Raw genomic sequence first — 21,821 nt, forward strand, 5'->3', positions numbered from 1 at the left:
TCATAATAGTCCACGGAAGGGAAAGTCATGACCGAACCTGCCGACCTCGTGTCCGAGATCGAAGCGCTGGAAAACAAGTTGCAAGAGGCCAAGGCCTCGATCACCCGACGCTTTATCGGGCAGGAAAGGGTCGTGGAGCTGACCCTGGCCGCATTGCTTTGTGGTGGTCACGCTTTGTTGATCGGTCTGCCGGGTCTGGGCAAGACGCGGCTGGTCGAAACCCTGTCAACTGTGATGGGGCTGCACGGAAATCGCATTCAGTTCACGCCCGACCTGATGCCTGCCGATATTCTGGGGTCCGAGGTTTTGGACACCGCCGAAGACGGCAGTCGCCATTTCCGGTTCATCTCCGGCCCGATCTTCTGTCAACTGCTGATGGCGGACGAGATCAACCGTGCCAGCCCCCGTACCCAGTCGGCGCTTCTGCAGGCGATGCAGGAACGCACCGTGACCGTAGCGGGTGAAGATCGCTCGCTGGGTGAACCTTTCCACGTGCTGGCCACGCAGAACCCGATCGAACAGGAGGGCACCTATCCGCTGCCCGAGGCGCAGCTGGACCGGTTTCTGGTGCAAATCGATGTGGACTACCCGGATCGCCAGACCGAACGCGATATCCTGTTGGCGACCACGGGCGTCGAAGAGGAAGAAGCGCACGAGATTTTCACCAAAGAGGAACTGTTGGCCGCACAGGTGTTGTTGCGCCGGATGCCGGTGGGAGAGTCGGTTGTGGAGCTGATCCTTGATCTGGTCCGCGCCTTCCGCCCCGAAGAGGCGGGCGCGTCCGAACGTGTGGCCGAGACTGTTGCCTGGGGCCCCGGCCCCCGTGCGGCGCAGGCGCTGATGATGACGGTGCGAGCGCGGGCAATGTTGCAGGGGCGACTGGCCCCGAATGCCGAGGATGTGCTGGACATGGCGCGTCCGGTGCTCAGCCACCGGATGGCGCTCAACTTCGCGGCGCGCGCGCGCGGTGACAGCCTGGCCGATCTGATCGATTCTACCGCTACCGGGCTAATCCGCACCGAGGCCGCGGCGTGAATGCCGCGCTGACCCTTCGCGAAAGATCCGAGGCCGAGGCGTCCCGGCTGCCGCCCCTGTTGGCGCGGGCTGAACATCTGGCCGGAACGGTGTTGCTGGGCGACCACGGGCGTAGACGTTCGGGGCTTGGTGATGATTTCTGGCAATACCGCCCGGCACAGATCGGTGACAGCCGCCGGATGATCGATCACAGGCGTTCGGCCCGCGGGGATCAGCAATTTGTGCGCGAACGGGAATGGCAGATTGCGCAATCGGTGATGCTGTGGGTCGATCAGGGCGCGTCGATGCGGTTTGCCTCTGATAAGTCACTGCCCACCAAGGCTGACCGCGCGCGGCTACTGGGCCTGTCCACGGCCATCCTGCTGGTGCGTGGCGGCGAGCGGGTCGGCCTAACCGGCACCACCCTGCCGCCCCGGCGCGGCAATGCGCAGGTCATCCGACTGGCGCAGGCCTGGTCCGAGGATTCCGACACCGACTATACCCCACCCGAACACCGCGCCATGATCCCGCATGCCCGCGCCGTGTTCATATCCGATTTCCTCGGCCCCTTGGATGAGGTCGAACTGGCCCTGACCAAAGCCGCCGACCGGGGTGTCCGGGGCGTGCTGCTGCAGGTTCTCGATCCGGGCGAAGAGACCTTTCCCTATCGTGGCCGAACGATCTTTGAAAGCGTTGGCGGTTCGGTCCGGCATGAAACCCTCAAGGCCGGAGACCTGCGCGTCCGCTATCTGGAGCGCCTCGCCAAACGCAAGGATGCGCTGACGCAGCTGTGCCGCGCAACCGGTTGGCAGCTGGGTCTGCACCATACCGGTGACAGCGCACAAGCGGCATTGTTGTGGCTCTATCGGGCCTTGGACGGGGGCACGCGATGACGGTTCTGGCGGGCATCGGCTTTACCGCCCCATGGGTGCTGCTGGGTTTACTGACCCTGCCGATCCTGTGGCTGATCCTGCGCGCCGTGCCGCCCGCACCGATCCGCCGCCTTTTCCCGGCGGTGACGCTGCTGCTGGGGCTTAAGGATGACGAAAGCGTTTCGGACCGCACCCCGTGGTGGCTGATGCTGCTGCGGATGCTGGCGGCGGCGGCGATCATCATCGGGCTGGCCGGACCGGTCCTGAACCCCTCGCGGGATGAAACCGGGACGGGGCCTTTGCTGCTGGTGCTGGACGCCAGCTGGGCGGGGGCAACGCGGTGGTCGTCAACGCTGGATCAGGTTGACGTGCAACTGACCGAGGCCGGGCGGTCGGGGCGTACCGTAGCCATCCTGCGCCTGACCGAACCCGAAACGCCGGTGTTTCAGGCGGCTGAGGCATGGCGCGGGCGTCTGCCGGGCCTGACGCCGACCCCGTGGCAACCCACCGAAACACAGATCGATCAGGCTCTGGCCGTGCTGGATCAGTTGGACGGAGGGTTTGATACCCATTGGTTCAGCGACCGTGTGGCTTATGAGGGCCACGGTCGGATTCTGGCGGCGTTGCAAGAGCGGGGCGCGGTGACCGTGTATCAATCCGCGGCACCGGTGGTTGCGATATTGCCTGCCGCTTATCAGGATGGAGTGATTCAACTGACCGCACAACGTGCGGCGCCGGGGCTGGCCGACAGTATCACCGTGCTGGCGCAGGGCCGTGATCCGGCGGGTGCGATGCGTGTTCTGCAGTCGACCGAGATGGAATTCCCCGGCGGAGAAACACTGGCGCGGGTGGATCTGGCGCTGCCATCCGAACTGCGCGCCCGGATCACCCGGTTCGAGATCCAAGGCCAGCGTTCGGCCGGAGCGGTGACGCTGACTGATGACAGCTTGCGTCGGCGCGAGGTCGCCCTGATCGCCGGAGCCCTGAACCGCGAGGGGCTGGAGCTTCTCTCTCCATTGCATTACCTGACGCAGGTTCTGAAACCCACGGCGGATTTCGTCGAAGGCGGGTTGCTCGAGGTTCTGCCCGCCAACCCGGATGTGATCGTTCTGGCCGATGTGGCGAAACTGTCCGATGGTGAACAGGCCGCCCTAGTTGAATGGGTGGAACAGGGCGGGTTGCTGCTGCGCTTTGCCGGGCCGCGCATGGCCGCCAGCGATATGGGCCGAGACGCCGAGGATACCTTGCTGCCTGTCCGCCTGCGCAGCGGTGGCCGCTCGGTCGGCGGCGCGATGAGTTGGGGCGAGGCCAAGGGGCTGGCACCTTTCCCGGAAAACTCGCCTTTCTACGGTTTGCAGGTGCCCGACGATGTCACGGTCACCACGCAGGTCATGGCACAACCAGACCCTAATCTGGCGGATCGTGTCATTGCGTCGCTGTCGGACGGCACGCCTCTGGTCACACGCAAGGCGCTGGGTCTGGGTCAGGTGGTGCTGTTCCACGTGACCGCAGATGCGGAATGGTCCAGCCTGCCGCTGTCTGGCCTGTTCGTTGAAATGTTGGATCGTCTGGCCGTGGCTTCGGCGGCCAAATCCCGGCAGGAGGCCCAACTGCAGGGCACCACGTGGGAGCCGATACAAGTCATGGACGGGTTCGGCACCTTGTCGGATGCAGGTAACCTTGCCGGGGTGGAAGGGACCGAATTGCTCGCGGGCGCAATCGGCCCGGATTTGCAGCCCGGCTTGTACGAAAGCGGCAAACAGAAGCTGGCGTTGAATGTCCTGTCAGAGGATGCGGTGCTGAACCCGCTGACCTGGCCCTCGGATGTGCCGATCAAGGGGCAGGAGGTGACCAATGAGACACCCATCGGGGGTATGCTGCTTAGCCTTGCGCTGCTGCTGCTGACCGTGGACGTGATTGCCTCGCTGGCCTTGTCGGGCCGCCTTGGTCTGGCCAAAGCAGCGGCTGTTGCGCTAAGTGCGGTACTGCTGGTGCCCGAGGCGCAGGCGCAGACGCCGGAAGAGACCGAGTTTGCCCTGAACGCTACGCAGGAACTGGTGCTGGCCCATGTGCTGACGGGCAATGCGCAGGTCGACGACGTGGCACGCGCGGGGATGCGGGGCCTGTCGCAAACGCTTTTCTATCGTACTTCGGTGGAGCCAATCGAACCCATCGGGGTCGATCTGGAACGCGATGAGCTGGCGTTTTTCCCGCTGCTTTACTGGCCGATTACACCGGACCAGCCGCAGCCCTCGGCCGAGGCCTATGCCAAACTCAATGCCTATCTGCGCTCGGGCGGTATGATTCTGTTCGACACGCGGGATGCGGATGTGGCGCGGTTCGGCGCCGCCAGCCCCAATGGGCGCAAGCTGCAACAACTGGCCGGACCGTTGAATATTCCTTCTCTAGAACCCATCCCGCGCGACCATGTGCTAACCCGCGCATTCTATCTGCTGCAAGATTTTCCGGGACGTTATGCAGGCACCGACGTGTGGGTCGAAGCTGCGCCGATGGATGCGGAACAGATCGAAGGGATGCCCTTCCGCAACCTCAATGACAACGTGACCCCGGTGGTGATCGGCGGCAACGACTGGGCCTCGGCCTGGGCGGTGGACCGCAACGGGCAGGCTCTGCTGCCGGTGGGGCGCGGCTATGCTGGCGAGCGTCAGCGCGAGCTGGCCAATCGCTTTGGCGTCAATCTGGTGATGCATGTGCTGACCGGGAACTACAAATCCGATCAGGTCCACGTGCCTGCGCTTTTGGACAGGTTGGGACAATGACCGGAACCGTCATATTCGATCCGCTGATCCCTTGGCCAATTCTGGTCACCGTTGCCGCGATTGCGATCGCTGGCGTTCTGTTGGCACTGTGGCGCGGCCTGTCCGGCTGGGCCTTGCGCGGGCTGGCGGCGTTGATTGTTATCGCAGCGCTGGCGGGGCCGGTTTATCAGGTCGAAGACCGCGCACCGCTGACCGACATCGTGCTGATGATCGAGGATGAAAGCGCCAGCCAGACGCTCTCGGACCGGGCCGAGCAGACGGCGCAGGCAGCCGAGGATCTGGCTGCCGAGATCGACTCCCGCGACAACACCGAATTGCGCCGGATCAAGGTGGGTGACGGCAACGGCGACGAAGGTACGCAGGTCATGGCCGCGCTGAACGAGGCGCTGGCCGAGGAGCCGCGCGCCCGGATCGCGGGTATTCTGGTGGTGTCAGACGGCATCGTGCATGACGTCGATCAGGCGCCTGAGTTGCCCGCGCCGCTGCACTTGCTGCAAACCGGGCGCGACAGCGACTGGGACCGCCGCCTGATCGTTCGCAACGCACCTGCCTTTGCCATCATCGGCGAACCTGTGACCCTGACCCTGCGTGTCGAGGACAGCGGGGCCGCGCCTGCGGGTGCAGTGACCGCGCCGCTTGAGCTGTCGGTCGACGGGGCCGAGCCCGAGCAGTTGAATATCCCCATCGGCATTGATGTCGAACTGCCCATCACGCTGCCCCATGGCGGCCGCAACGTCATCCAGTTCACCGTGCCGCAGGCCGAGGGGGAACTGACCGACCGCAACAACACCGCGCTGATCCAGATGAACGGCGTGCGCGACCGGCTGCGGGTGCTGCTGGTCTCGGGTGAGCCGCACCCTGGCGGGCGGACATGGCGCAACCTGCTGAAATCCGACAGCTCGGTCGATCTGGTGCATTTCACCATTCTGCGCCCGCCCGAAAAACAGGACGGCGTGCCGGTGGACGAACTGTCGCTGATCGCCTTCCCCACGCGCGAGCTGTTTCTGGAAAAGATCAACGATTTCGACCTGATCATTTTTGACCGCTACAAGCGGCGCGGCATCCTGCCTGCGATCTATCTGGACAACGTCACCAACTACATCAACGAAGGCGGCGCGGTGCTGATTGCTGCCGGGCCGGATTTCGCCAGCGCTGACAGTATCTTCCGCTCACCTCTGGCGCCAATATTGCCCGCACAGCCCACGGCGCGGGTGATCGAGGAACGCTTTGTGCCCATGGTCACTGATCTGGGGCACCGCCATCCGGTGACAACCAATCTGGGCGATTCCGAGGATTGGGGCGCATGGCTGCGTCAGATCGACGTGAACCACCGGACCGGTGAGCTGTTGATGACCGGCGTGGACGAACGCCCCTTGCTGGTGTTGGACCGTGTGGGCGAAGGGCGCGTAGCGCTGCTGGCTTCGGACCATGCCTGGCTATGGAGCCGGGGGTTCGAAGGTGGCGGGCCGCAGTTGGAATTGCTGCGTCGTCTGGCCCATTGGATGATGAAAGAACCCGAGCTGGAGGAAGAAGCCCTGTGGGCCGAGGCCAACGGGCAGGTCATGCGCATCATCCGCCAGACGTTGGAAGACGAGGTCGGGCCAGTGACCATCACTCGCCCCAACGGTGAAACGCTTGAGGTCATACTGGACGAAGTGTCTCCGGGCCGGTTCGAGGCGCTATATTATGGGCCCGAGATAGGCCTTTACCGTCTGCAGGAGGGCGAACAGATGGCGGTAATCGGGTTGGGCCCCGCCGCGCCGAAGGAATTTGAACGCACCATTGCCACTGCAGAGATACTGGAGCCCGTGCTGGATGAGCTGCGCGGCGGTGCGATGCGGTTGGAGGACGGGTTGCCCGCGATCCGCAATGTGCGCGCCGGGCGTCCGGCCTCGGGTCGCGGTTGGATCGGCCTGACCCCGCGCAACGCCTATGAGACGCGTGACGTCACGCAGGCCGGGCTGCTGCCGCCGTGGCTGGTCCTGGTCCTGGCCGGAGGGTTCCTGCTGGCTGGCTGGCTGCGCGAGGGGCGGCGCTGATTACTCAAACACCACGCTGATTGTGGGATTGCCGGGCAATCCGGTATAGGTGGCCGATGCCCCGCCCTTGCCCTTTGCCGGGGGCACAAGCGGCCCGAAAGACCCGACCGATATAAGATCTCCGGGCTGAAACTCGATACCTTTCGACATCAGCCACAGAGCGGCATTCGCCGGATGGCCCAGAACTGCTGCGCCGGAGGCTTGTGCCAGAACCTCTCCATCCGCAGCGCTGAGCGTGACGGCCATGTCCGCCAGCGCCTGCGTCATCGCTGCAGGGTCAGAAACCGGGATTTCAGACCCTACCACGCCCAGTTTTGGCGCAACCGCGATGGCGGTCAGGGTCACCGGGGTGATCGGTTCGCCCTCGGCCAGCGTCAGGTCAGGCAGCTCGATGAAGGGGCGGATCGCCGAGATGTTCTGCATGACCTCGGCGGGTGTGGTGGCCTGATTGATGCCCGCGTCCCCGACGACCAGAATCAGATCGGCCTCGAACACCGGACGGGCGCCCCATGTGATCGGTACCGTTGCCCCGTCCTCCAGCATCATATCGCGGAACAGGACGCCCTGAACCGGTTCGGCGGCGCCGAACCGTTCTTGTGCCGGGGCGCTGGTCAGGCCTGCCTTGTAGCCGATGACCGGACCCATATGTGGCTCTAACGCGGACACAAGTTTGATCTGGGTGCACAGCGCGTCCTCCATACTGCCACCGACGGACAGGGCAGACGTGGGCGTATTGGCCAGATAGTCCTGCACATACTGATCCACCTGAGCATCCGTGGCGCAATTACCCGCTGCTGACGATGCAAAACAGGTAAGTGCGCAAGCTGCTGCAGTAGAAAGAACAAAACGCATAGGAACCTCCGGTTTTCAAAACTCTGACATGGGGCGCGCGGATCGGGCAACTGCTTAAACACTTTTTCACGCTCTGCGCGGATGCTGGTCGCGCAATGGTCCGGGATCACCAAAGATGAGTCTTGCAAACAAACTGGCACAGGAACGGCGCGCGCGATTGGCGGCCGAACGTCTGCTGGCGATGAAACAGGCCGAGCTTTCGGCAGCCAATCGCCAACTGGGCCTGCACGCAATGGCGCTGACCAAACGCATCGACGAAACCCAGGCCGAGGTTGAAACTGTCCGGGATGAGAATGAAAAGGTCAAATCCGACCTGACAGAAGCCAACGCCAAGATCGAGGTAGCCGAGCGCCGCCTGTGGCATTCGATGCAGACCATTCAGGACGGTTTTGCCTTCTTTGACCATGAAAACCGCCTGATCGGGGCCAACGCGACATACTTCAGCCTGTTTGACGGGCTGGATGAAGTGGAGCCGGGGATATCCTATGGGCGCATTCTTGAGATACTGACCGATGAAGGGTTGATCGACACCGGCGCTGAGACGGCGGCGGATTGGCAGGCCAGAATGCTGGACCGTTGGGCGCAGCCGCAACCGGATTCGGTGGTGGTCAAGCTGTGGAATGGTGAGTATTTCAAGATGATCGACCAGCGCGGCAACGGCGGCGATGTGGTCAGCCTGGGCCTGAACATCACCGCCTCGGTCCGGCACGAGGCTGAACTGAACGCCGCGCGCAAACGGGCCGAGGCCGCAAACCGGGCCAAATCCGCCTTTCTGGCCAATATGAGCCACGAAATCAGAACGCCGATGAACGGCATTGTCGGAATGACCGAGCTGATGTCGGAAACCCCGCTGGACGAGGAGCAGCGCCAGTATCTCAACACCATCCGCAATTCGGGCGAGGCGCTGCTGGTGATCATCAACGACGTGCTGGATTACTCGAAGATCGAGGCCGACAAGCTGATCCTGCACCCCGAGCAGTTCGATTTCGAACGCTGCATTCTTGAAGTCGTGATGCTGTTGCAACCCAGCGTGCGCGACAAGGGGATGTCGCTGCTGGTCGACTATGACCTGTTCTTGCCGACCCTGTTTGTGGGCGATCCAGGCCGCGTTCGGCAGGTGCTGACCAATCTGGTGGGCAACGCGGTCAAGTTCACCTCCGAGGGGCACGTGTTGATCCGTGTGACCGGGGTGCCGAATGCAGACATGAATACCTGCGATATCCACGTGGCGATCGAAGATACCGGTATCGGTATCGAGGCCGACAAGATCGGGCACATCTTTGGTGAATTCAATCAGGTCGAAGACGCGAAAAACCGCGAATTTGAGGGCACCGGGCTGGGGCTGGCCATCACCAAACGTCTGGTCGCGCTGATGGGGGGCACGGTCTGGGTCGAAAGCGACCCGGGGCAGGGATCGTGTTTCGGCTTCCGTATCTCCTTGCCCACAGTCGAGGGGCCTCAGCCCACACCACCCGACCTTGCGGGCCGTTTGCGCCATGTGATCGTGGTCGAGGATCTGGCGGTGAACCGGGCCATTCTGTCAAAGCAGCTGGGGCGGTTGGGGTCGCGGGTCACCGTCTGCGCTTCAGGCAGTGAAGCGCTGGCCGCCGTCGATGGAAGTGTGGATCTGCTGCTGTGCGATCACGATCTGCCGGATATGGACGGGCTGGAACTGGCGGCCACGCTCAAGGGCAGGGGATGGGGCGATTTGCCGGTGGTGGTGATGTCGGCCAATCCGGGGGTCATCCACGCAAACCCGGTGCGTCATTTGATCGAGGGGGTGTTGCAGAAACCCATCCCCCGGGCCGAACTGTATTCGCGCCTGGCCATGCTGGGACGGGCCTCTGCTTTGCCGGACTTGGGGCCGGAGGTACCTAAGACCCCGCCTGCGCAGCCCGGCGAACGTCAACGGCAGATGCGCGTTCTGGCGGCAGAGGACAACCGGACCAATCAGCTGATCTTGCAAAAGATGGTCAAGGATCTGAACATCAACCTGCAATTCGCGGGCAACGGGGTCGAGGCGTTGGACAGGCATCAGGATTTCGATCCGGACCTGATATTCATGGATATCTCGATGCCCAGGATGGATGGCAAACAGGCCACGGCAGAAATCCGGCGGCGTGAGATCGCAACAGGGCGGCATGTGCCGATAGTGGCTCTGACCGCTCATGCCATGGCCGGGGATGATCAGGGTATCCTGGCGGCGGGGCTGGATCATTATCTGACCAAACCGCTGCAGAAACTGAAAATCCATCGGATGATCCTGGATCATCAGCCCGAGGAAGCCTTACCCATCATTGCCGAAGACGCAACGGCCAGCTAGCCTGATGCCATGTCAGACCGTGGATTTCACCCCCGTGCTTTGGGCGAGATTGCCATTCGTTGCGCGGATATGGGCGTAATGGTTGAGTTTTATGAAAACGTGATCGGGTTGGAGCGCCTGACCGGTGACCACAACAGCGCCATCACCTTTTTTCGCATCGCCGAAGGGTTTGGCGGGCACACGCAAGTGCTGGCCCTATTCCATCACATGGCCGCCCCGCGGCCCGGGCTGCACCCCACCGGTGCAGACAAGCCCACGACCGGTGCCGGATCGTCGCTGCATCACATCGCGCTTTCCCTGCCTTTCGATGAGCAAGCGGCTGTGATGCGCTGGTATGACAAGATCGGCCAACCTTACCGCGTCGAACAGTTTGGCTGGATCGGATGGCGCGGCATTTTCACTGAAGACCCCGAGGGCAATACGGTCGAATTGGTCGCCTTTGACCCGTCGATGCTGGATCAGGCCTGATAGGGGCGTACGAAGACGGGTTTGTCGTCTTCCGACAGCTCGGGGCGATATTCATATCCTCCGGTGTCGAAATCCAGCAGGCTCTTGGGATCGGTCAGGCGGTGTTGGATGATGTGGCGCGCCATGGCACCGCGCGCCTTCTTGGCAAAGAAGCTGACGATCTTGGGGGTGCCTGCCTTGTCTTCCATGAAGACCGGCGTGATCACCCGCAGTTTCAGTGCCTTCGCATCGACCGCGCCGAAATACTCCTGACTGGCGCAGTTCACCAGAACATCCGAGTTGACCACGGCCCCTTGCGCGTTCAGCGCCTTGCTCAGTTGATCGCGCCAGTATTCGTACAGGTTCTTGCCGCGCCGGGTTTTCAGCCTGCTGCCCATTTCAAGCCGATACGCCTGTATCGCGTCCAGCGGGCGCAGTACGCCGTATAGGCCGGACAGAATACGAAGGTGATCCTGTGCCCAGGCCATTTCATCCGCGTCCAGTGACGCCGCTTCCAACCCCTGATAGGTATCGCCCGCAAAGGCCAGCGCGGCGGGACGGGTCACATACGCTTCAGGGGTATCGGAAAAAGCGCGGTACCGGTCGCGGTTCAGGCGCGCCAAATCATCGCTCAGGTCCATCAGTTTCTTCAGATCAGCCAGCGTCAGGTTGCGGGCGGTTTTGGACAGCCGGATCGCGTCGTCTTGAAAGTCGGGCTGCGTGACCTCGACGTCCTGCTCTGCCCAGTCCAGCCGTTTGGCCGGGGAAATCACTACCAGCATATCCGCCCTCGTTTCTTGCCTGTCCCGCGGTATCTAGCTCGCCTGTTGCAACACGTCCAGAAACGCGGCGCCGAACCTTTCGTGACGGCGGTCGCCCAGAACCTGTTCCAACCCGCGTGGATCGTCGGGCCGCAACTGCGCGACCTTGGCCAGTTGCGAAGCCGAGCAGGTCAGCGGTTTGTCGATCCCGTCGGGGCCGCGCGACAGTTGCGATTGAACCTCAAGCAGCCGGTCGTAAATCTCGCCCTGATCGCGCCCGGCCAGCTTGCGGCGGGCGGGGTGCACGGCCTCGACGGCACCGGCGACCACTTCAAGGAAGGTATCGCCATAGCGTTCCAGCTTTTTCGCGCCGACGCCACCGATGCGGGCCATATCATCCAGCGTTACGGGCCGGTTTTCTGCCATTTCGATCAGGGTGCGGTCAGGGAAAATGACATAGGCCGGCACGCGCGCGCTTTCTGCCAACGCGCGGCGTTTGGCCTTGAGCGCGCTCAGCAGCGGCGCGTCTTCTTCGGACACCATCATTTTAACGGCAGGTCGGCGGGTGGCCTTTCGGATTGTGTCCTTGCGCAGGTTGATCTGGGCTTCGCCTTTCAGGATCGGCTTGGCGGCCTCGGTCATGCGCAGGGCACCGTGGCGTTCGGGGTCCGGGCGCACCAGATCGTGACCCATCATCTGCCGGAAGATCGCCTGCCATTGCGGGCGCGACCAGTCCTTGCCGATGCCCCAGGTGGACAGGCTGTCATGACGGCGCGCGCGGATCTTGTCGGTTTCATTACCCGACAGAATGTCGATCAGATGGCCTGCGCCGAACCATTCCTCGGTCCGCAGGATCGCGGACAGGGCCATGCGGACCGGGGTGGTGCCGTCGAACACTTCAGGAGGGGTGTCACACAGATCGCATTTTCCGCAGGGTTCGGCCTGTTCACCGAAATAGCCCAACAGAGTCTGACGGCGGCATTCCAACGCCTCAGCCAATCCCAGCAGAGCGTTCAGCCTTGCGTGGTCGGCCATGCGGCGTTCGGGCGGGGCGAGCCCCTCGTCGATTTGCGACCGGCGCAGGCGGATGTCATCGGGGCCGAACAGGGTGAGGGTTTCGGCGGGTCCGCCGTCGCGCCCAGCACGGCCGATTTCCTGATAGTAAGCTTCGATGGATTTGGGCAGGTCCGCGTGGGCAACCCAACGGATATCGGGTTTGTCGATGCCCATGCCGAACGCCACAGTGGCTACGACGATCAACCCGTCCTCGCGAGCGAAACGGGCCTCAACGATACGGCGGTCTTCGGGATCCATCCCACCGTGATAGTGACATGTCACGTGGCCTTCGGCGCGCAGGGCCTGGGCCAGCACCTCGGTCTTGTTGCGGGTGCCGCAATAGACGATGCCCGATTGCCCTTTGCGGGCGGCGGCGAAGTCGAGAATCTGCTTGCGTGGACCATCCTTTGCGGCAAAGGCCAGATGGATGTTTGGCCGGTCGAATCCGCGCAGAAACTTGCGTGGCGCAGTGCCGTCGAACAGCTTTTCGACGATCTCATCCTGCGTTTCCGCATCCGCCGTTGCAGTGAAAGCGGCCAGAGGTACACTCAGCGCCCGCCGCAACTCTCCGATCCGCAAATAATCAGGGCGGAAATCATGGCCCCATTGGCTGACGCAATGGGCTTCGTCCACGGCGATCAGGCTGACATTGATCCGGCGCAGCATCCCCAGCGCTGACCCGGCGGCCAGACGTTCGGGGGCCATGTAGAGGAGTTTCAGCCGCCCGGCCTCCAACGCCTCCCACACCGCATCGGTCTCTTCGGGAGTATTGCCCGAGGTCAGCGCCCCGGCCTCAACGCCAGCTTCCTGCAACCCTCGCACCTGATCGCGCATCAAGGCGATCAGCGGTGAGATCACTACGGTCACCCCGTCGCGCAACAGGGCAGGTAACTGATAACACAGGGATTTACCACCGCCGGTCGGCATGATCGCCAGCACGTTTTCGCCTGCGGTCACGGCGTCGACAATCTCTTCCTGACCGGGTCGGAAATCGTCGAATCCAAAGACATCTCGCAGCATTGGTGCGGCGTCGAACATGTGCGGGGTTGCCCTGTTTTAAGGTTTATCTGCTCTTAAGACAGGACAATCACATACTAAGATTCGGTGAACAAGAGGTCAGACGAAATAGACCATATTGTTGATCAGAATGATCCGCAGCGCGTAAACGCCAACCAGCACCACCAGAGGCGTCAGGTCCAGCCCGCCCATCGCGGGCAGAAAGCGGCGGATCGGGCCATATATAGGCTCTAATATCCGGTTGAGGCCGTACCAGATTTGCGCGACCAGCTGTTGATGCAGGTTGAGCACCTGAAAGTTGATCAGCCAGCTCATGATCACATGGGCCAGGATGATGAACCAGACAATGTCCAGGATCAGCAGCAGAATTTGGATCAGCGACAGCATGGGGCCTCCAGAATACTCGTCTGACGAGACCTAAGCGCCCCCGCATCAAAGAGCAAGCCCGCGCCAACAGAACGCTTGCGAAACGGGGCAAAGCCCCGTCTTATGAACGCAACGATAATCAGGGGCGGTCATGGCAGAGATTTCCAAGCGCAGGCGCATTTGGGGCTGGTGGTTTTTCGACTGGGCCAGTCAACCGTATCACACCCTTTTGGTCACCTTTGTTTTCGGCCCCTATTTCGCCGGTGTAGCGGCGGGGTACTTCTCGGGCACCGGGCTTGGGCCTCAGGCCGCGGCGGCGCGGGCGCAGACGGTTTGGGCCAACTGCCTGACGATCACCGGGCTGATCATCGCTTTCGGGGCGCCTTTGCTGGGCGCGATGGCGGATGTGTCGGGGCGGCGCATCCCGTGGATATTTGCCTTTTCGGTGATGTATGCGGTCGGCTCGGCCGCCCTGTGGTTCACGATGCCCGATGGATCAAACATGTGGCTGATGCTGTCGGCCTTTGGGTTGGGCTTTGTGGGCGCGGAATATGCGCTGATCTTCATCAACTCGCAGCTGCCCGATCTGGGCGATGACAACGAGGTCGGAGAGATCTCGGGCTCGGGCTTTGCCTTTGGCTATTTCGGCGGGCTGATCTCGCTGGCGATCATGCTGGCCCTGTTTGTCGAACAGCCCAACGGCAAGACGCTGATCGGAATGAACCCGATGTTCGGGCTGGATGCGGCCATGCAAGAGGGCACGCGGTTCGTCGGTCCTTTCACTGCCGGTTGGTTCGCCTTGTTCATGGTGCCGTATTTCCTGTGGGTGCGCGATGACCCGGACAGCAATAAGACGGGCAGCTTTGGTGAGGCGTTGCGCCTGCTTGGCAAATCCATCTCGGACCTGCGCCATCGGGTCAGTCTGGCGACCTATTTGGGCTCGTCCATGTTCTATCGCGATGCGCTGAACGGACTTTACAGCTTTGGCGGCGTTTATGCGCGGCTGGTTCTGGAATGGGGCCTGATCAAGATCGGTGTGTTCGGGATCGTCAGCGTTCTGGCCTCGGCCATCTTTGCCTGGATTGGCGGCAAGATGGATAAGAAATACGGCCCTAAACCGGTCATTCTTGTGGCAATCTGGGTGTTGATCTTCGTCTGCATCACCGTCGTGTCGATGGATCGGACACAGATTTACGGCATTGCGCTGCCCGAAGGATCGGGCCTGCCGGATATGGTGTTTTTCGGCTGTGGGGTGCTGATCGGCGGTATGGGCGGTATTCTGCAATCGGCCAGCCGCTCCCTGATGGTGCGTCATACCGATCCGAAGGCCCCGGTCGAGAGCTTTGGCCTGTATGGCTTGTCGGGCCGCGCCACCGCCTTTGCCGCGCCCTTGCTGATCGGGATTGCCACAACTACCACCGGCAGTGCACGCTTGGGGGTGTCACCGATCATTCTGTTGTTTATTCTGGGTTTATTCCTGATGCGCTGGGTCAAGCCGGAAGGGGATCAGAGCAGATGATATTACTACGTTTTTTGGCGATATTCGCCGCGATCACTTGGGCAGGAATGGCGGGGGCGCAACCCTTGGCCAAGCAATTGTTCGGGGCGCAAAAACAAAGTTCACAGCAAAAACCGGCCGCGTTCGGCAGTTATTCGCGCGGATGTGCCGCCGGGTCAGTGCAACTGCCCGAAACCGGGCCGACATGGCAGGCCATGCGCCTGTCGCGCAACCGCAACTGGGGGCACCCGCAAGCGATCGATTATGTGCAGGACCTGAGTAAGTTCGCAGCCCGGCAACCGGGGTGGAATGGTCTCTATGTCGGGGATATCAGCCAGCCACGCGGCGGGCCGATGACATCCGGCCACCGTTCTCATCAATTGGGATTGGACATCGATATCTGGATGCTGCCCGGCGACAACATGCGGCTTTCTCGCAAGGCGCGCGAGAACATCTCGTCGATTTCCCTGCGCCGCGCCAACGGGGCTTTTGTGAACGGCAACTGGACAAAGCAGCACCATGCCGTGCTGCGCGAAGCCGCCCAGGACAAGCGCGTGGCGCGGATTTTCGTATTTCCCGGTGCCAAAGTGCAGATGTGCAAAGATGAGAAAGGCAATCGAGCCTATCTGCGCAAGATCCGCCCATGGTGGGGGCATCACTACCATTTCCATGTGCGCTTGAAATGCCCCAAGGGTTCGCGCGGCTGTGTCAACCAGGACCCGCCGCCCAAGGGAGATGGCTGCGCGCAGGCCCAGGAATGGGTGAACAATATCCTCAACCCACCGCCGCCTGATCCGAACGCGCCGCCGCCCAAGAAACGCCGGGAATATGTTCTGGCTGATTTGCCCCAGCAATGTGCAGCCGTCTTGCAATCCAACTGATTGCGGTTCTGCTGGCCGGTTCGGTCTGGGCGGTCGAGGTCAAAACGGCCACGCACGTGAACAGCTTTGCCTGGCGGCACACTGCGGACTGGTTCGGCGGGTTTTCGGCGATCCATATTTCCGATGACGGACACCGCATGATCGCTCTTAGTGACCGGGCTACGTTGGTGTCTGCTCGGATCAAGCGTGACGCTGGCCAAATCATGGATGTCGAGATTCTGGGTCATTGGCCAGTTCTTTCCAGCAAGGGTCGACGCATGACTGGCACCGCCGGAGATTCCGAGGGATTCGCCATTGCGCCGGATGGTGGTTTCTACATCTCGTTTGAAGGCATTCATCGCGTTGCCTACTATCCTGCGCCCGGAACCAAAGCGCAGGTTCTGCCGATACCAAGGGACTTTAGGGCTTTACAACCTAATGGATCGTTCGAAGCGCTGGCGATTGACACCAATGGGCAGCTTTATACCCTGACCGAAAAGAGCCGCACAGTTCGTGGCGATATCCCCGTCTATCGTTGGGATGGCCGCGGATGGTCTTTGCCATTTGTGCTGCCGCCGCGTGGTAAGTTCCTGCCTGTCGCCGCTGATTTCGGACCAGGTGGCAGGCTCTATGTTCTGGAACGTGCCGTGTCTGCGATTGGGTTTCGATCGCGCCTCAGACGATGGCAGATCACCGAGGATTTGCTTCAAGCCGAAGAAATCCTGTTCGAAACCGGGACCGGAGCGCATGACAACCTCGAGGGGCTTTCGATCTGGCGGGATGATCAGGGGCGGCTGCGCGCCACGATGATCTCGGATGACAACTTTCTGGCCCTGCAACGGACAGAACTGGTGGAATACCTGCTGCCCGATTGACTCGAGGCGGACAAAGGTCTAAACGCACGGCTTGCCTCGGGATGAGCCCGAAGCCAAGTCGCCGCTACCTTGTTAAAACGGGCATCTGTACATGCAACGCAGCTTTATTCCCGGCATCATTGCCATGGCCTCTATCGTTGTGGCCTCGAACATCCTGGTCCAGTTCCTGATCTTTGACGGGCTGCTGACATGGGGTGCCTTTACATATCCGCTGGCCTTCCTGGTCACAGACATCATGAACCGCGTCTACGGAGTGGCCACCGCCCGTAAGGTGGTGTTCGCCGGGTTCATCACTGGCGTCATCTGCTCGTTGATCGGCAGCCAGATCATGCTGCAGGGTGACGGGTTTACCTATGCCGCGGTACCGCTGCGGATTGCCGTGGCCTCGGGTACTGCTTTCCTGATCGCACAGCTGACCGATGTAACCGTGTTCAACGCGATGCGCGGCGGTCGCTGGTGGCGCGCGCCGCTGGTCTCGACCCTGATCGGCTCGGCGCTGGACACCGCGCTGTTTTTCACCATCGCGTTTTCGGCCTCGGTCACGGTCTTCGGCGCCAATGCAGACGCCGCGATCAACTGGGCGTGGGAGCCCGTGCCCTTCATGCTGTCCGGCCCGATGGCGCCGCTTTGGGTGACGCTGGCATTCGCTGACTGGCTGGTGAAATTGTCGCTGGCGCTGATCGCGCTGATCCCGTTCAAAGTTATCGTTGCGCGGTTGAGCGCTCAGCCTGCATAAAAAAGTGCTTTGAGAATGGCGCATCTTGTGTCAGGCTCAATGTTAACCGCAACAGATAGAAAAGGAGGTGATCCAGTGTCGAGAAAGAGATTGGAGAGAGGTGTCGGAACAACCGGGGGGATCGCCCGTTAGGGCAGCCCTTGGCGGAGCGCTCGCTCCGGCTGGTCGATTGATCTAACCGACCCAACCTCCTGTACTTTCGAAGGGCCGTCCCGCCGGGGCGGCCCTTTTTGTTTTTGCATGCGGGTTGTAAAGTCCGGCCTATGTTGCACATTACCGACGATATTACCCTGCAAGACTGGGAGATGACCGAGAGCTTTGTGCGATCCTCCGGTCCCGGTGGGCAGAACGTGAACAAGGTCTCGACGGCAGTAGAACTGCGATTCGAGGCGGCGCGTTCTCCGTCGTTGCCCGATCCCGTCAAATCGCGGCTGAAACGGCTGGCAGGGCGACGCTGGACCAAGGATGGTGCGATTATCATTCAATGCGAGGAAACCCGCAGTCAGGCCCGCAACCGCGAGATTGCCCGCACCCGTTTGGCCGAGCTGATCACCCGCGCGCTGGTCAAACCCAAGAGGCGGATTGCAACCAAACCCACGTACGGCTCGGTCAAGCGGCGGCTGGCAGCGAAAAAGGCGCGCTCGGACGTGAAGGCGCTGCGCGGCAAGATCGCGGAAGATTGATCTGGTAGTTTCGCCGCGCCTTGCTAGTCTGGCCCCGCAAGGGAGAGCAAGATCATGAGGTTAGAGGGAAAAACCGCGATTGTGACCGGCGGCGCGTCGGGTTTTGGTGCCGGGATTGCGCAGAAATTCCTGTCCGAAGGCGCCCGGGTCATGATTGCAGATATCAACGGCGACGCTGCCGAGGTACAGGCCAGGCAACTCGGCCCGAATGCGATTGCCCAGTTGGTGGATGTCGCGGATGCAGCCTCGGTGCAGGCGATGGCGGACATTGTGCGGGACCGGTTTGGGCATCTGGACATTCTGGTGAACAATGCAGGGGTCACGCACCTGCCGATGCCGCTGGAAGAGGTTACCGAGGACGACTTCGACCGCGTCTTCAATGTGAATATGAAGTCCGTCTACCTGACCGCGCGGGCCTTGGTGCCTGCGATGAAGGCGCGCGGGGCTGGGGCGATCCTGAATGTGGCTTCGACCGCCGGCCTGTCGCCGCGCCCCAACCTGAACTGGTACAACGCCTCCAAAGGCTGGATGATCACCGCAACCAAGACCATGGCTGTGGAACTGGCCCCCTCGGGCGTGCGTGTAAACGCGATCTGCCCAGTGGCCGGGGAAACACCGCTATTGACATCCTTCATGGGCGAAGACACCCCCGAGATGCGCGCCAAATTCCTGGCGACCATCCCGCTGGGCCGGTTTTCCACCCCCGAAGACATGGCCAACGCCGCCTGTTTCCTGTGCTCGGACGAGGCCAGTATGATAACCGGCGCGGCATTGGAGGTCGACGGTGGCCGCTGTATCTGAGGTACGCCCATGACCCCCGGATCCCGGAACCTGATCACCGACGTCGCCGGTCTGTTGGTCGGGAATGCCCAGGACGATGTGTTGAAATCCGGGACAACCGTCCTGACGTCAGATCAGGCCTTTGTCGCCTCGGTTCATGTCATGGGCGGCGCACCCGGGACGCGGGAAACCGATCTGCTGGCACCGGACAAGACGGTCGCACGAGTTGACGCGATAACCTTGTCCGGCGGGTCGGCCTTTGGGCTGGATGCCTGTTCCGGAGTGTCGGATGCATTGCGCGCGCAAGGCCGGGGGTATCCGGTTGGCGACACCGTGGTGCCAATCGTACCCGGTGCGATTCTGTTCGATCTGCTGAATGGCGGTGACAAGGATTGGACCGAAAACCCTTATCGTGCCCTTGGCCGGACCGCTGTTGAAACCGCCGCTGCCGACTTTGCGCTGGGCACGGCAGGCGCGGGTACCGGAGCTTTGGCCTCCAGGCACAAGGGCGGTCTGGGCTCTGCCTCGTTGGTGCTGGACAGTGGGATCACCGTTGGCGCATTGGTCGCCGCCAACCCGCTGGGCAGCGTCACCACGCCCGGCGACCGCCATTTCTGGGCTGCGCCCTTTGAATTTGGCGAGGAGTTTGGCGGATTAGGGCCAGATCCCGGCGCAGGTCTGGGCTTGCCTGCTCCCAGTCGCAAGGCACAAGCCATGGGACTGGCCGACCCAGACAAGGCGAACACGACCATCGCCATTGTGGCGACCGATGCGGCACTGTCGAAACCGCAATGCCAGCGGCTGGCGGTGGCGGCGCATGATGGTATTGCCCGGGCGATCCTGCCCGCCCACACGCCGGGCGATGGTGATCTGGTGTTCGGGGTCAGCACAGGCGCGCACCCGGTCGCGGTTGAATCGGATTTGGGGCTGATCGGTCATGCGGCCTCGGTCTGCCTTGCGCGGGCCATCGCGCGGGCGATCTACCTGGCGACCCCGGAGATCGGCGATATTTTGCCCTGTTGGTCCGCGCCACATGACATAAGTTAAGGACTGCCACTATGCCGCAGTGGCACAGTGCACTCGCGCGGCAATCTGCGCGTTGACTCTTTTCCGCACCGAAGGTCCATTCGGCGCAGCCAATTTGTATCGGAGCAAAAGCTATGAATCGCATCCTCGCTACCGCAATCGTCGGCCTGTTGGCCGTACCCGTATATGCTGAAGGTGACGCCGAAGCCGGCAAGAAAACCTTCAACAAATGCAAGTCCTGTCACCAAATCGCCAGCCCCGATGGCGAGGCAATCGTCAAAGGCGGCAAGACCGGCCCGAATCTTTACGGTATCGCAGGCCGTACCGCAGGCACGGTCGAAGGCTTCAAATACGGTGACAGCATCGTTGCGGCCGGTGAAAACGGTCTGGTTTGGGACGAAACCACCTTTGTCGAATATGCGCAGGACCCCAAGACGTTCCTGAAAACCTATCTGGATGACACTGCCGCCAAGTCCAAGATGACCTTCAAGCTGAAGTCCGGCGGCGAAGACGTCTATGCCTATATCGTCAGCGTTTCAGGCGAATAACGCCTGACGACACGCATCGCTTAAAGTTACAAAAGGCCGCAGCCCCTGCGGCCTTTCGTGCGCTTGATAACAGGAAAGATCAGCGTCACCTTGGGTATGCGCGACCCGTCATGCCCTGCCCGCATGATCGCGCAAAGCCAAGCCGATCCGGCCTTAGTTACTTTCGAACGTTTGGCCCTTCAGACAGATCGGCAGCAGGAGACGACAGATGGGAATTATGATCCCGGCCTGGGTTGATGGCGAATTGACCCCCGTGGACAAGCTTGAGGCGCATGAAAAGGGCCTCAGACACAAGGCTGTGTCTGTCTTCGTTGTCCGCGGCACCGAGATTCTGTTGCAGCGCCGGGCGATGGGCAAATATCACACGCCGGGCCTGTGGGCGAATACCTGCTGCACCCATCCCGATTGGGGCGAGACGCCCTCGGAATGCGCGGTGCGTCGCTTGCGTGAGGAACTGGGCATCACTGGGCTTTATCCCGAGTATCGTCACCGGCTGGAATATCACGCCGATGTTGGCAACAACATGGTCGAGCATGAGGTGGTCGATGTATTCCTTGCCCATGTGCGTGGCCCGCTGGAAATCGAGCCTAATCCGGACGAAGTGATGGATATCCGCTGGATCGACTATCACGATCTGCTGGCCGAAGTGCAGCGTCATCCGACGCGGTTTACGCCGTGGCTGAAGATCTATTTGCACAACCATGCGGACACGATTTTCGGTCCCGATCTGATCATCTCGGCCAAGACCTGATCGCTACGGCTTGCAAGGGCCGCCCAAGCCGCCTAAATCAACGCGTCATGGCCAAGCAAAAGCAGAACTCAGACCCGAATTACAAAGTCATCGCCGAAAACCGGCGAGCGCGCTTCGATTACGCGATCGAGGACGATATCGAGTGCGGTATTGTACTGGAAGGGTCCGAGGTCAAATCCCTGCGCGCCGGCGGGTCGAACATTGCCGAAAGCTATGCCTCGGTCGATGACGGTGAGCTGTGGCTGATCAACAGCTATATTGCGCCGTATGAGCAGGCGAAGGTGTTCAAGCATGAAGAACGCCGCCGCCGCAAGCTGCTGGTGTCGCGCAAGGAACTGGCCAACCTGTGGAACGCGACCCAGCGCAAGGGCATGACGCTGGTGCCGCTGGTTCTGTATTTCAATCACAAGGGCCGGGCAAAGCTGAAGATCGGCATCGCCAAGGGTAAGAAGCTGCACGACAAGCGAGAGACGCAGGCCAAACGCGACTGGTCACGTCAGAAACAGCGGCTTATGAAGGATCACAGCTGATCCTTCG

20 protein-coding genes are annotated in these 21,821 nt (G+C 61.6%); 16 read left to right on the forward strand and 4 right to left on the reverse strand.

Translation table 11 applies throughout. From position 1 onward, the window contains the following. Window positions 1-27: 27 nt before the first annotated feature. The 4 genes from ACR0IM_RS11860 to ACR0IM_RS11875 are packed head-to-tail and all read left to right on the forward strand — an operon-like array spanning window position 28 to window position 6,705. Window positions 28-1,035, forward strand: a complete 1,008-nt coding sequence (locus ACR0IM_RS11860) for an AAA family ATPase (RefSeq protein ID WP_480682018.1) — start codon at window positions 28-30, stop codon at window positions 1,033-1,035. Next, the gene (locus ACR0IM_RS11865) at window positions 1,032-1,907 is read left to right on the forward strand and encodes a DUF58 domain-containing protein (RefSeq protein ID WP_480641246.1); all 876 of its coding nucleotides are present in this window, start codon (window positions 1,032-1,034) and stop codon (window positions 1,905-1,907) included. The genes ACR0IM_RS11860 and ACR0IM_RS11865 overlap by 4 nt, the downstream gene beginning before the upstream one ends. Continuing rightward, window positions 1,904-4,666, forward strand: coding sequence for a DUF4159 domain-containing protein (locus ACR0IM_RS11870; protein ID WP_480682019.1), 2,763 nt, complete (start codon window positions 1,904-1,906; stop codon window positions 4,664-4,666). Before ACR0IM_RS11865 ends, ACR0IM_RS11870 begins: the two co-directional genes overlap by 4 nt. Then, entirely contained in the window at window positions 4,663-6,705 is a 2,043-nt protein-coding gene (locus ACR0IM_RS11875) for a hypothetical protein (RefSeq protein ID WP_480682020.1), read from the forward strand. The genes ACR0IM_RS11870 and ACR0IM_RS11875 overlap by 4 nt, the downstream gene beginning before the upstream one ends. Here ACR0IM_RS11875 and ACR0IM_RS11880 read toward each other — a convergent pair whose 3' ends face one another. Then, window positions 6,706-7,557, reverse strand: coding sequence for a 2-keto-4-pentenoate hydratase (locus tag ACR0IM_RS11880; RefSeq protein ID WP_480641243.1), 852 nt, complete (start codon window positions 7,555-7,557; stop codon window positions 6,706-6,708). A 115-nt stretch (window positions 7,558-7,672) separates the two neighbouring features. Here ACR0IM_RS11880 and ACR0IM_RS11885 point away from each other — a divergent pair, with 115 nt between their 5' ends. After that, the gene (locus ACR0IM_RS11885) at window positions 7,673-9,880 is read left to right on the forward strand and encodes a response regulator (RefSeq protein ID WP_480682021.1); all 2,208 of its coding nucleotides are present in this window, start codon (window positions 7,673-7,675) and stop codon (window positions 9,878-9,880) included. 9 nt (window positions 9,881-9,889) lie between these two features. Continuing rightward, on the forward strand, window positions 9,890-10,348 hold the full coding sequence (locus tag ACR0IM_RS11890) for a VOC family protein (protein ID WP_480682022.1): 459 nt from the start codon (window positions 9,890-9,892) through the stop codon (window positions 10,346-10,348). Here ACR0IM_RS11890 and yaaA read toward each other — a convergent pair. From yaaA to ACR0IM_RS11905, 3 genes are all read right to left on the reverse strand, one after another. Beyond that, entirely contained in the window at window positions 10,339-11,109 is a 771-nt protein-coding gene (yaaA, locus tag ACR0IM_RS11895; protein ID WP_480641240.1) for a peroxide stress protein YaaA, read from the reverse strand. The two genes, ACR0IM_RS11890 and yaaA, sit on opposite strands and share 10 nt — an antisense overlap. Before the next feature lie 33 nt (window positions 11,110-11,142). Further along, the gene (gene recQ / locus ACR0IM_RS11900) at window positions 11,143-13,182 is read right to left on the reverse strand and encodes a DNA helicase RecQ (RefSeq protein ID WP_480682023.1); all 2,040 of its coding nucleotides are present in this window, start codon (window positions 13,180-13,182) and stop codon (window positions 11,143-11,145) included. A gap of 78 nt (window positions 13,183-13,260) precedes the next feature. Then, complete coding sequence (locus tag ACR0IM_RS11905) at window positions 13,261-13,548, reverse strand: YggT family protein (protein ID WP_170329719.1); 288 nt, start codon at window positions 13,546-13,548, stop codon at window positions 13,261-13,263. Between the two features lie 130 nt (window positions 13,549-13,678). Here ACR0IM_RS11905 and ACR0IM_RS11910 point away from each other — a divergent pair, with 130 nt between their 5' ends. From ACR0IM_RS11910 to smpB, 10 genes are all read left to right on the forward strand, one after another. Then, complete coding sequence (locus ACR0IM_RS11910; protein ID WP_480682024.1) at window positions 13,679-15,046, forward strand: MFS transporter; 1,368 nt, start codon at window positions 13,679-13,681, stop codon at window positions 15,044-15,046. Continuing rightward, on the forward strand, window positions 15,043-15,906 hold the full coding sequence (gene mepA, locus ACR0IM_RS11915) for a penicillin-insensitive murein endopeptidase (protein ID WP_480592332.1): 864 nt from the start codon (window positions 15,043-15,045) through the stop codon (window positions 15,904-15,906). Before ACR0IM_RS11910 ends, mepA begins: the two co-directional genes overlap by 4 nt. Next, window positions 15,879-16,760, forward strand: a complete 882-nt coding sequence (locus ACR0IM_RS11920; RefSeq protein ID WP_480682025.1) for an esterase-like activity of phytase family protein — start codon at window positions 15,879-15,881, stop codon at window positions 16,758-16,760. The genes mepA and ACR0IM_RS11920 overlap by 28 nt, the downstream gene beginning before the upstream one ends. Before the next feature lie 91 nt (window positions 16,761-16,851). After that, window positions 16,852-17,496, forward strand: coding sequence for a queuosine precursor transporter (locus tag ACR0IM_RS11925; protein ID WP_480682026.1), 645 nt, complete (start codon window positions 16,852-16,854; stop codon window positions 17,494-17,496). A 263-nt stretch (window positions 17,497-17,759) separates the two neighbouring features. After that, on the forward strand, window positions 17,760-18,179 hold the full coding sequence (gene arfB / locus ACR0IM_RS11930; RefSeq protein ID WP_480641232.1) for an alternative ribosome rescue aminoacyl-tRNA hydrolase ArfB: 420 nt from the start codon (window positions 17,760-17,762) through the stop codon (window positions 18,177-18,179). Between the two features lie 54 nt (window positions 18,180-18,233). After that, window positions 18,234-18,980, forward strand: a complete 747-nt coding sequence (locus ACR0IM_RS11935) for an SDR family oxidoreductase (protein WP_480592340.1) — start codon at window positions 18,234-18,236, stop codon at window positions 18,978-18,980. A gap of 9 nt (window positions 18,981-18,989) precedes the next feature. Beyond that, window positions 18,990-20,006 carry a P1 family peptidase gene (locus ACR0IM_RS11940; RefSeq protein WP_480682028.1) on the forward strand — a complete coding sequence of 339 codons (1,017 nt, stop codon included), beginning with the start codon at window positions 18,990-18,992 and terminating at the stop codon, window positions 20,004-20,006. A 113-nt stretch (window positions 20,007-20,119) separates the two neighbouring features. Beyond that, on the forward strand, window positions 20,120-20,533 hold the full coding sequence (locus ACR0IM_RS11945; protein ID WP_480592344.1) for a c-type cytochrome: 414 nt from the start codon (window positions 20,120-20,122) through the stop codon (window positions 20,531-20,533). Window positions 20,534-20,741: 208 nt separating this feature from the next. Then, window positions 20,742-21,284, forward strand: coding sequence for an isopentenyl-diphosphate Delta-isomerase (gene idi / locus ACR0IM_RS11950; RefSeq protein ID WP_480641228.1), 543 nt, complete (start codon window positions 20,742-20,744; stop codon window positions 21,282-21,284). A gap of 47 nt (window positions 21,285-21,331) precedes the next feature. Then, on the forward strand, window positions 21,332-21,814 hold the full coding sequence (gene smpB / locus ACR0IM_RS11955; RefSeq protein WP_170326303.1) for an SsrA-binding protein SmpB: 483 nt from the start codon (window positions 21,332-21,334) through the stop codon (window positions 21,812-21,814). Window positions 21,815-21,821 lie beyond the last annotated feature (7 nt).

Source organism: Ruegeria sp. BF6 (assembly GCF_056538665.1).

What these genes read in the sequence shown, in the direction of transcription:
- ACR0IM_RS11860 (WP_480682018.1), top strand. Translation starts at nt 28, where the DNA reads ATGACCGAACCTGCCGACCTCGTGTCCGAGATCGAAGCGCTGGAAAAC.
- ACR0IM_RS11870 (WP_480682019.1), top strand. Translation starts at nt 1,904, where the DNA reads ATGACGGTTCTGGCGGGCATCGGCTTTACCGCCCCATGGGTGCTGCTG.
- ACR0IM_RS11875 (WP_480682020.1), top strand. Translation starts at nt 4,663, where the DNA reads ATGACCGGAACCGTCATATTCGATCCGCTGATCCCTTGGCCAATTCTG.
- ACR0IM_RS11880 (WP_480641243.1), bottom strand. Translation starts at nt 7,557, where the DNA reads ATGCGTTTTGTTCTTTCTACTGCAGCAGCTTGCGCACTTACCTGTTTT.
- ACR0IM_RS11885 (WP_480682021.1), top strand. Translation starts at nt 7,673, where the DNA reads ATGAGTCTTGCAAACAAACTGGCACAGGAACGGCGCGCGCGATTGGCG.
- ACR0IM_RS11890 (WP_480682022.1), top strand. Translation starts at nt 9,890, where the DNA reads ATGTCAGACCGTGGATTTCACCCCCGTGCTTTGGGCGAGATTGCCATT.
- yaaA (WP_480641240.1), bottom strand. Translation starts at nt 11,109, where the DNA reads ATGCTGGTAGTGATTTCCCCGGCCAAACGGCTGGACTGGGCAGAGCAG.
- recQ (WP_480682023.1), bottom strand. Translation starts at nt 13,182, where the DNA reads ATGTTCGACGCCGCACCAATGCTGCGAGATGTCTTTGGATTCGACGAT.
- ACR0IM_RS11905 (WP_170329719.1), bottom strand. Translation starts at nt 13,548, where the DNA reads ATGCTGTCGCTGATCCAAATTCTGCTGCTGATCCTGGACATTGTCTGG.
- ACR0IM_RS11910 (WP_480682024.1), top strand. Translation starts at nt 13,679, where the DNA reads ATGGCAGAGATTTCCAAGCGCAGGCGCATTTGGGGCTGGTGGTTTTTC.
- mepA (WP_480592332.1), top strand. Translation starts at nt 15,043, where the DNA reads ATGATATTACTACGTTTTTTGGCGATATTCGCCGCGATCACTTGGGCA.
- ACR0IM_RS11920 (WP_480682025.1), top strand. Translation starts at nt 15,879, where the DNA reads ATGTGCAGCCGTCTTGCAATCCAACTGATTGCGGTTCTGCTGGCCGGT.
- ACR0IM_RS11925 (WP_480682026.1), top strand. Translation starts at nt 16,852, where the DNA reads ATGCAACGCAGCTTTATTCCCGGCATCATTGCCATGGCCTCTATCGTT.
- arfB (WP_480641232.1), top strand. Translation starts at nt 17,760, where the DNA reads ATGTTGCACATTACCGACGATATTACCCTGCAAGACTGGGAGATGACC.
- ACR0IM_RS11935 (WP_480592340.1), top strand. Translation starts at nt 18,234, where the DNA reads ATGAGGTTAGAGGGAAAAACCGCGATTGTGACCGGCGGCGCGTCGGGT.
- ACR0IM_RS11940 (WP_480682028.1), top strand. Translation starts at nt 18,990, where the DNA reads ATGACCCCCGGATCCCGGAACCTGATCACCGACGTCGCCGGTCTGTTG.
- ACR0IM_RS11945 (WP_480592344.1), top strand. Translation starts at nt 20,120, where the DNA reads ATGAATCGCATCCTCGCTACCGCAATCGTCGGCCTGTTGGCCGTACCC.
- idi (WP_480641228.1), top strand. Translation starts at nt 20,742, where the DNA reads ATGGGAATTATGATCCCGGCCTGGGTTGATGGCGAATTGACCCCCGTG.
- smpB (WP_170326303.1), top strand. Translation starts at nt 21,332, where the DNA reads ATGGCCAAGCAAAAGCAGAACTCAGACCCGAATTACAAAGTCATCGCC.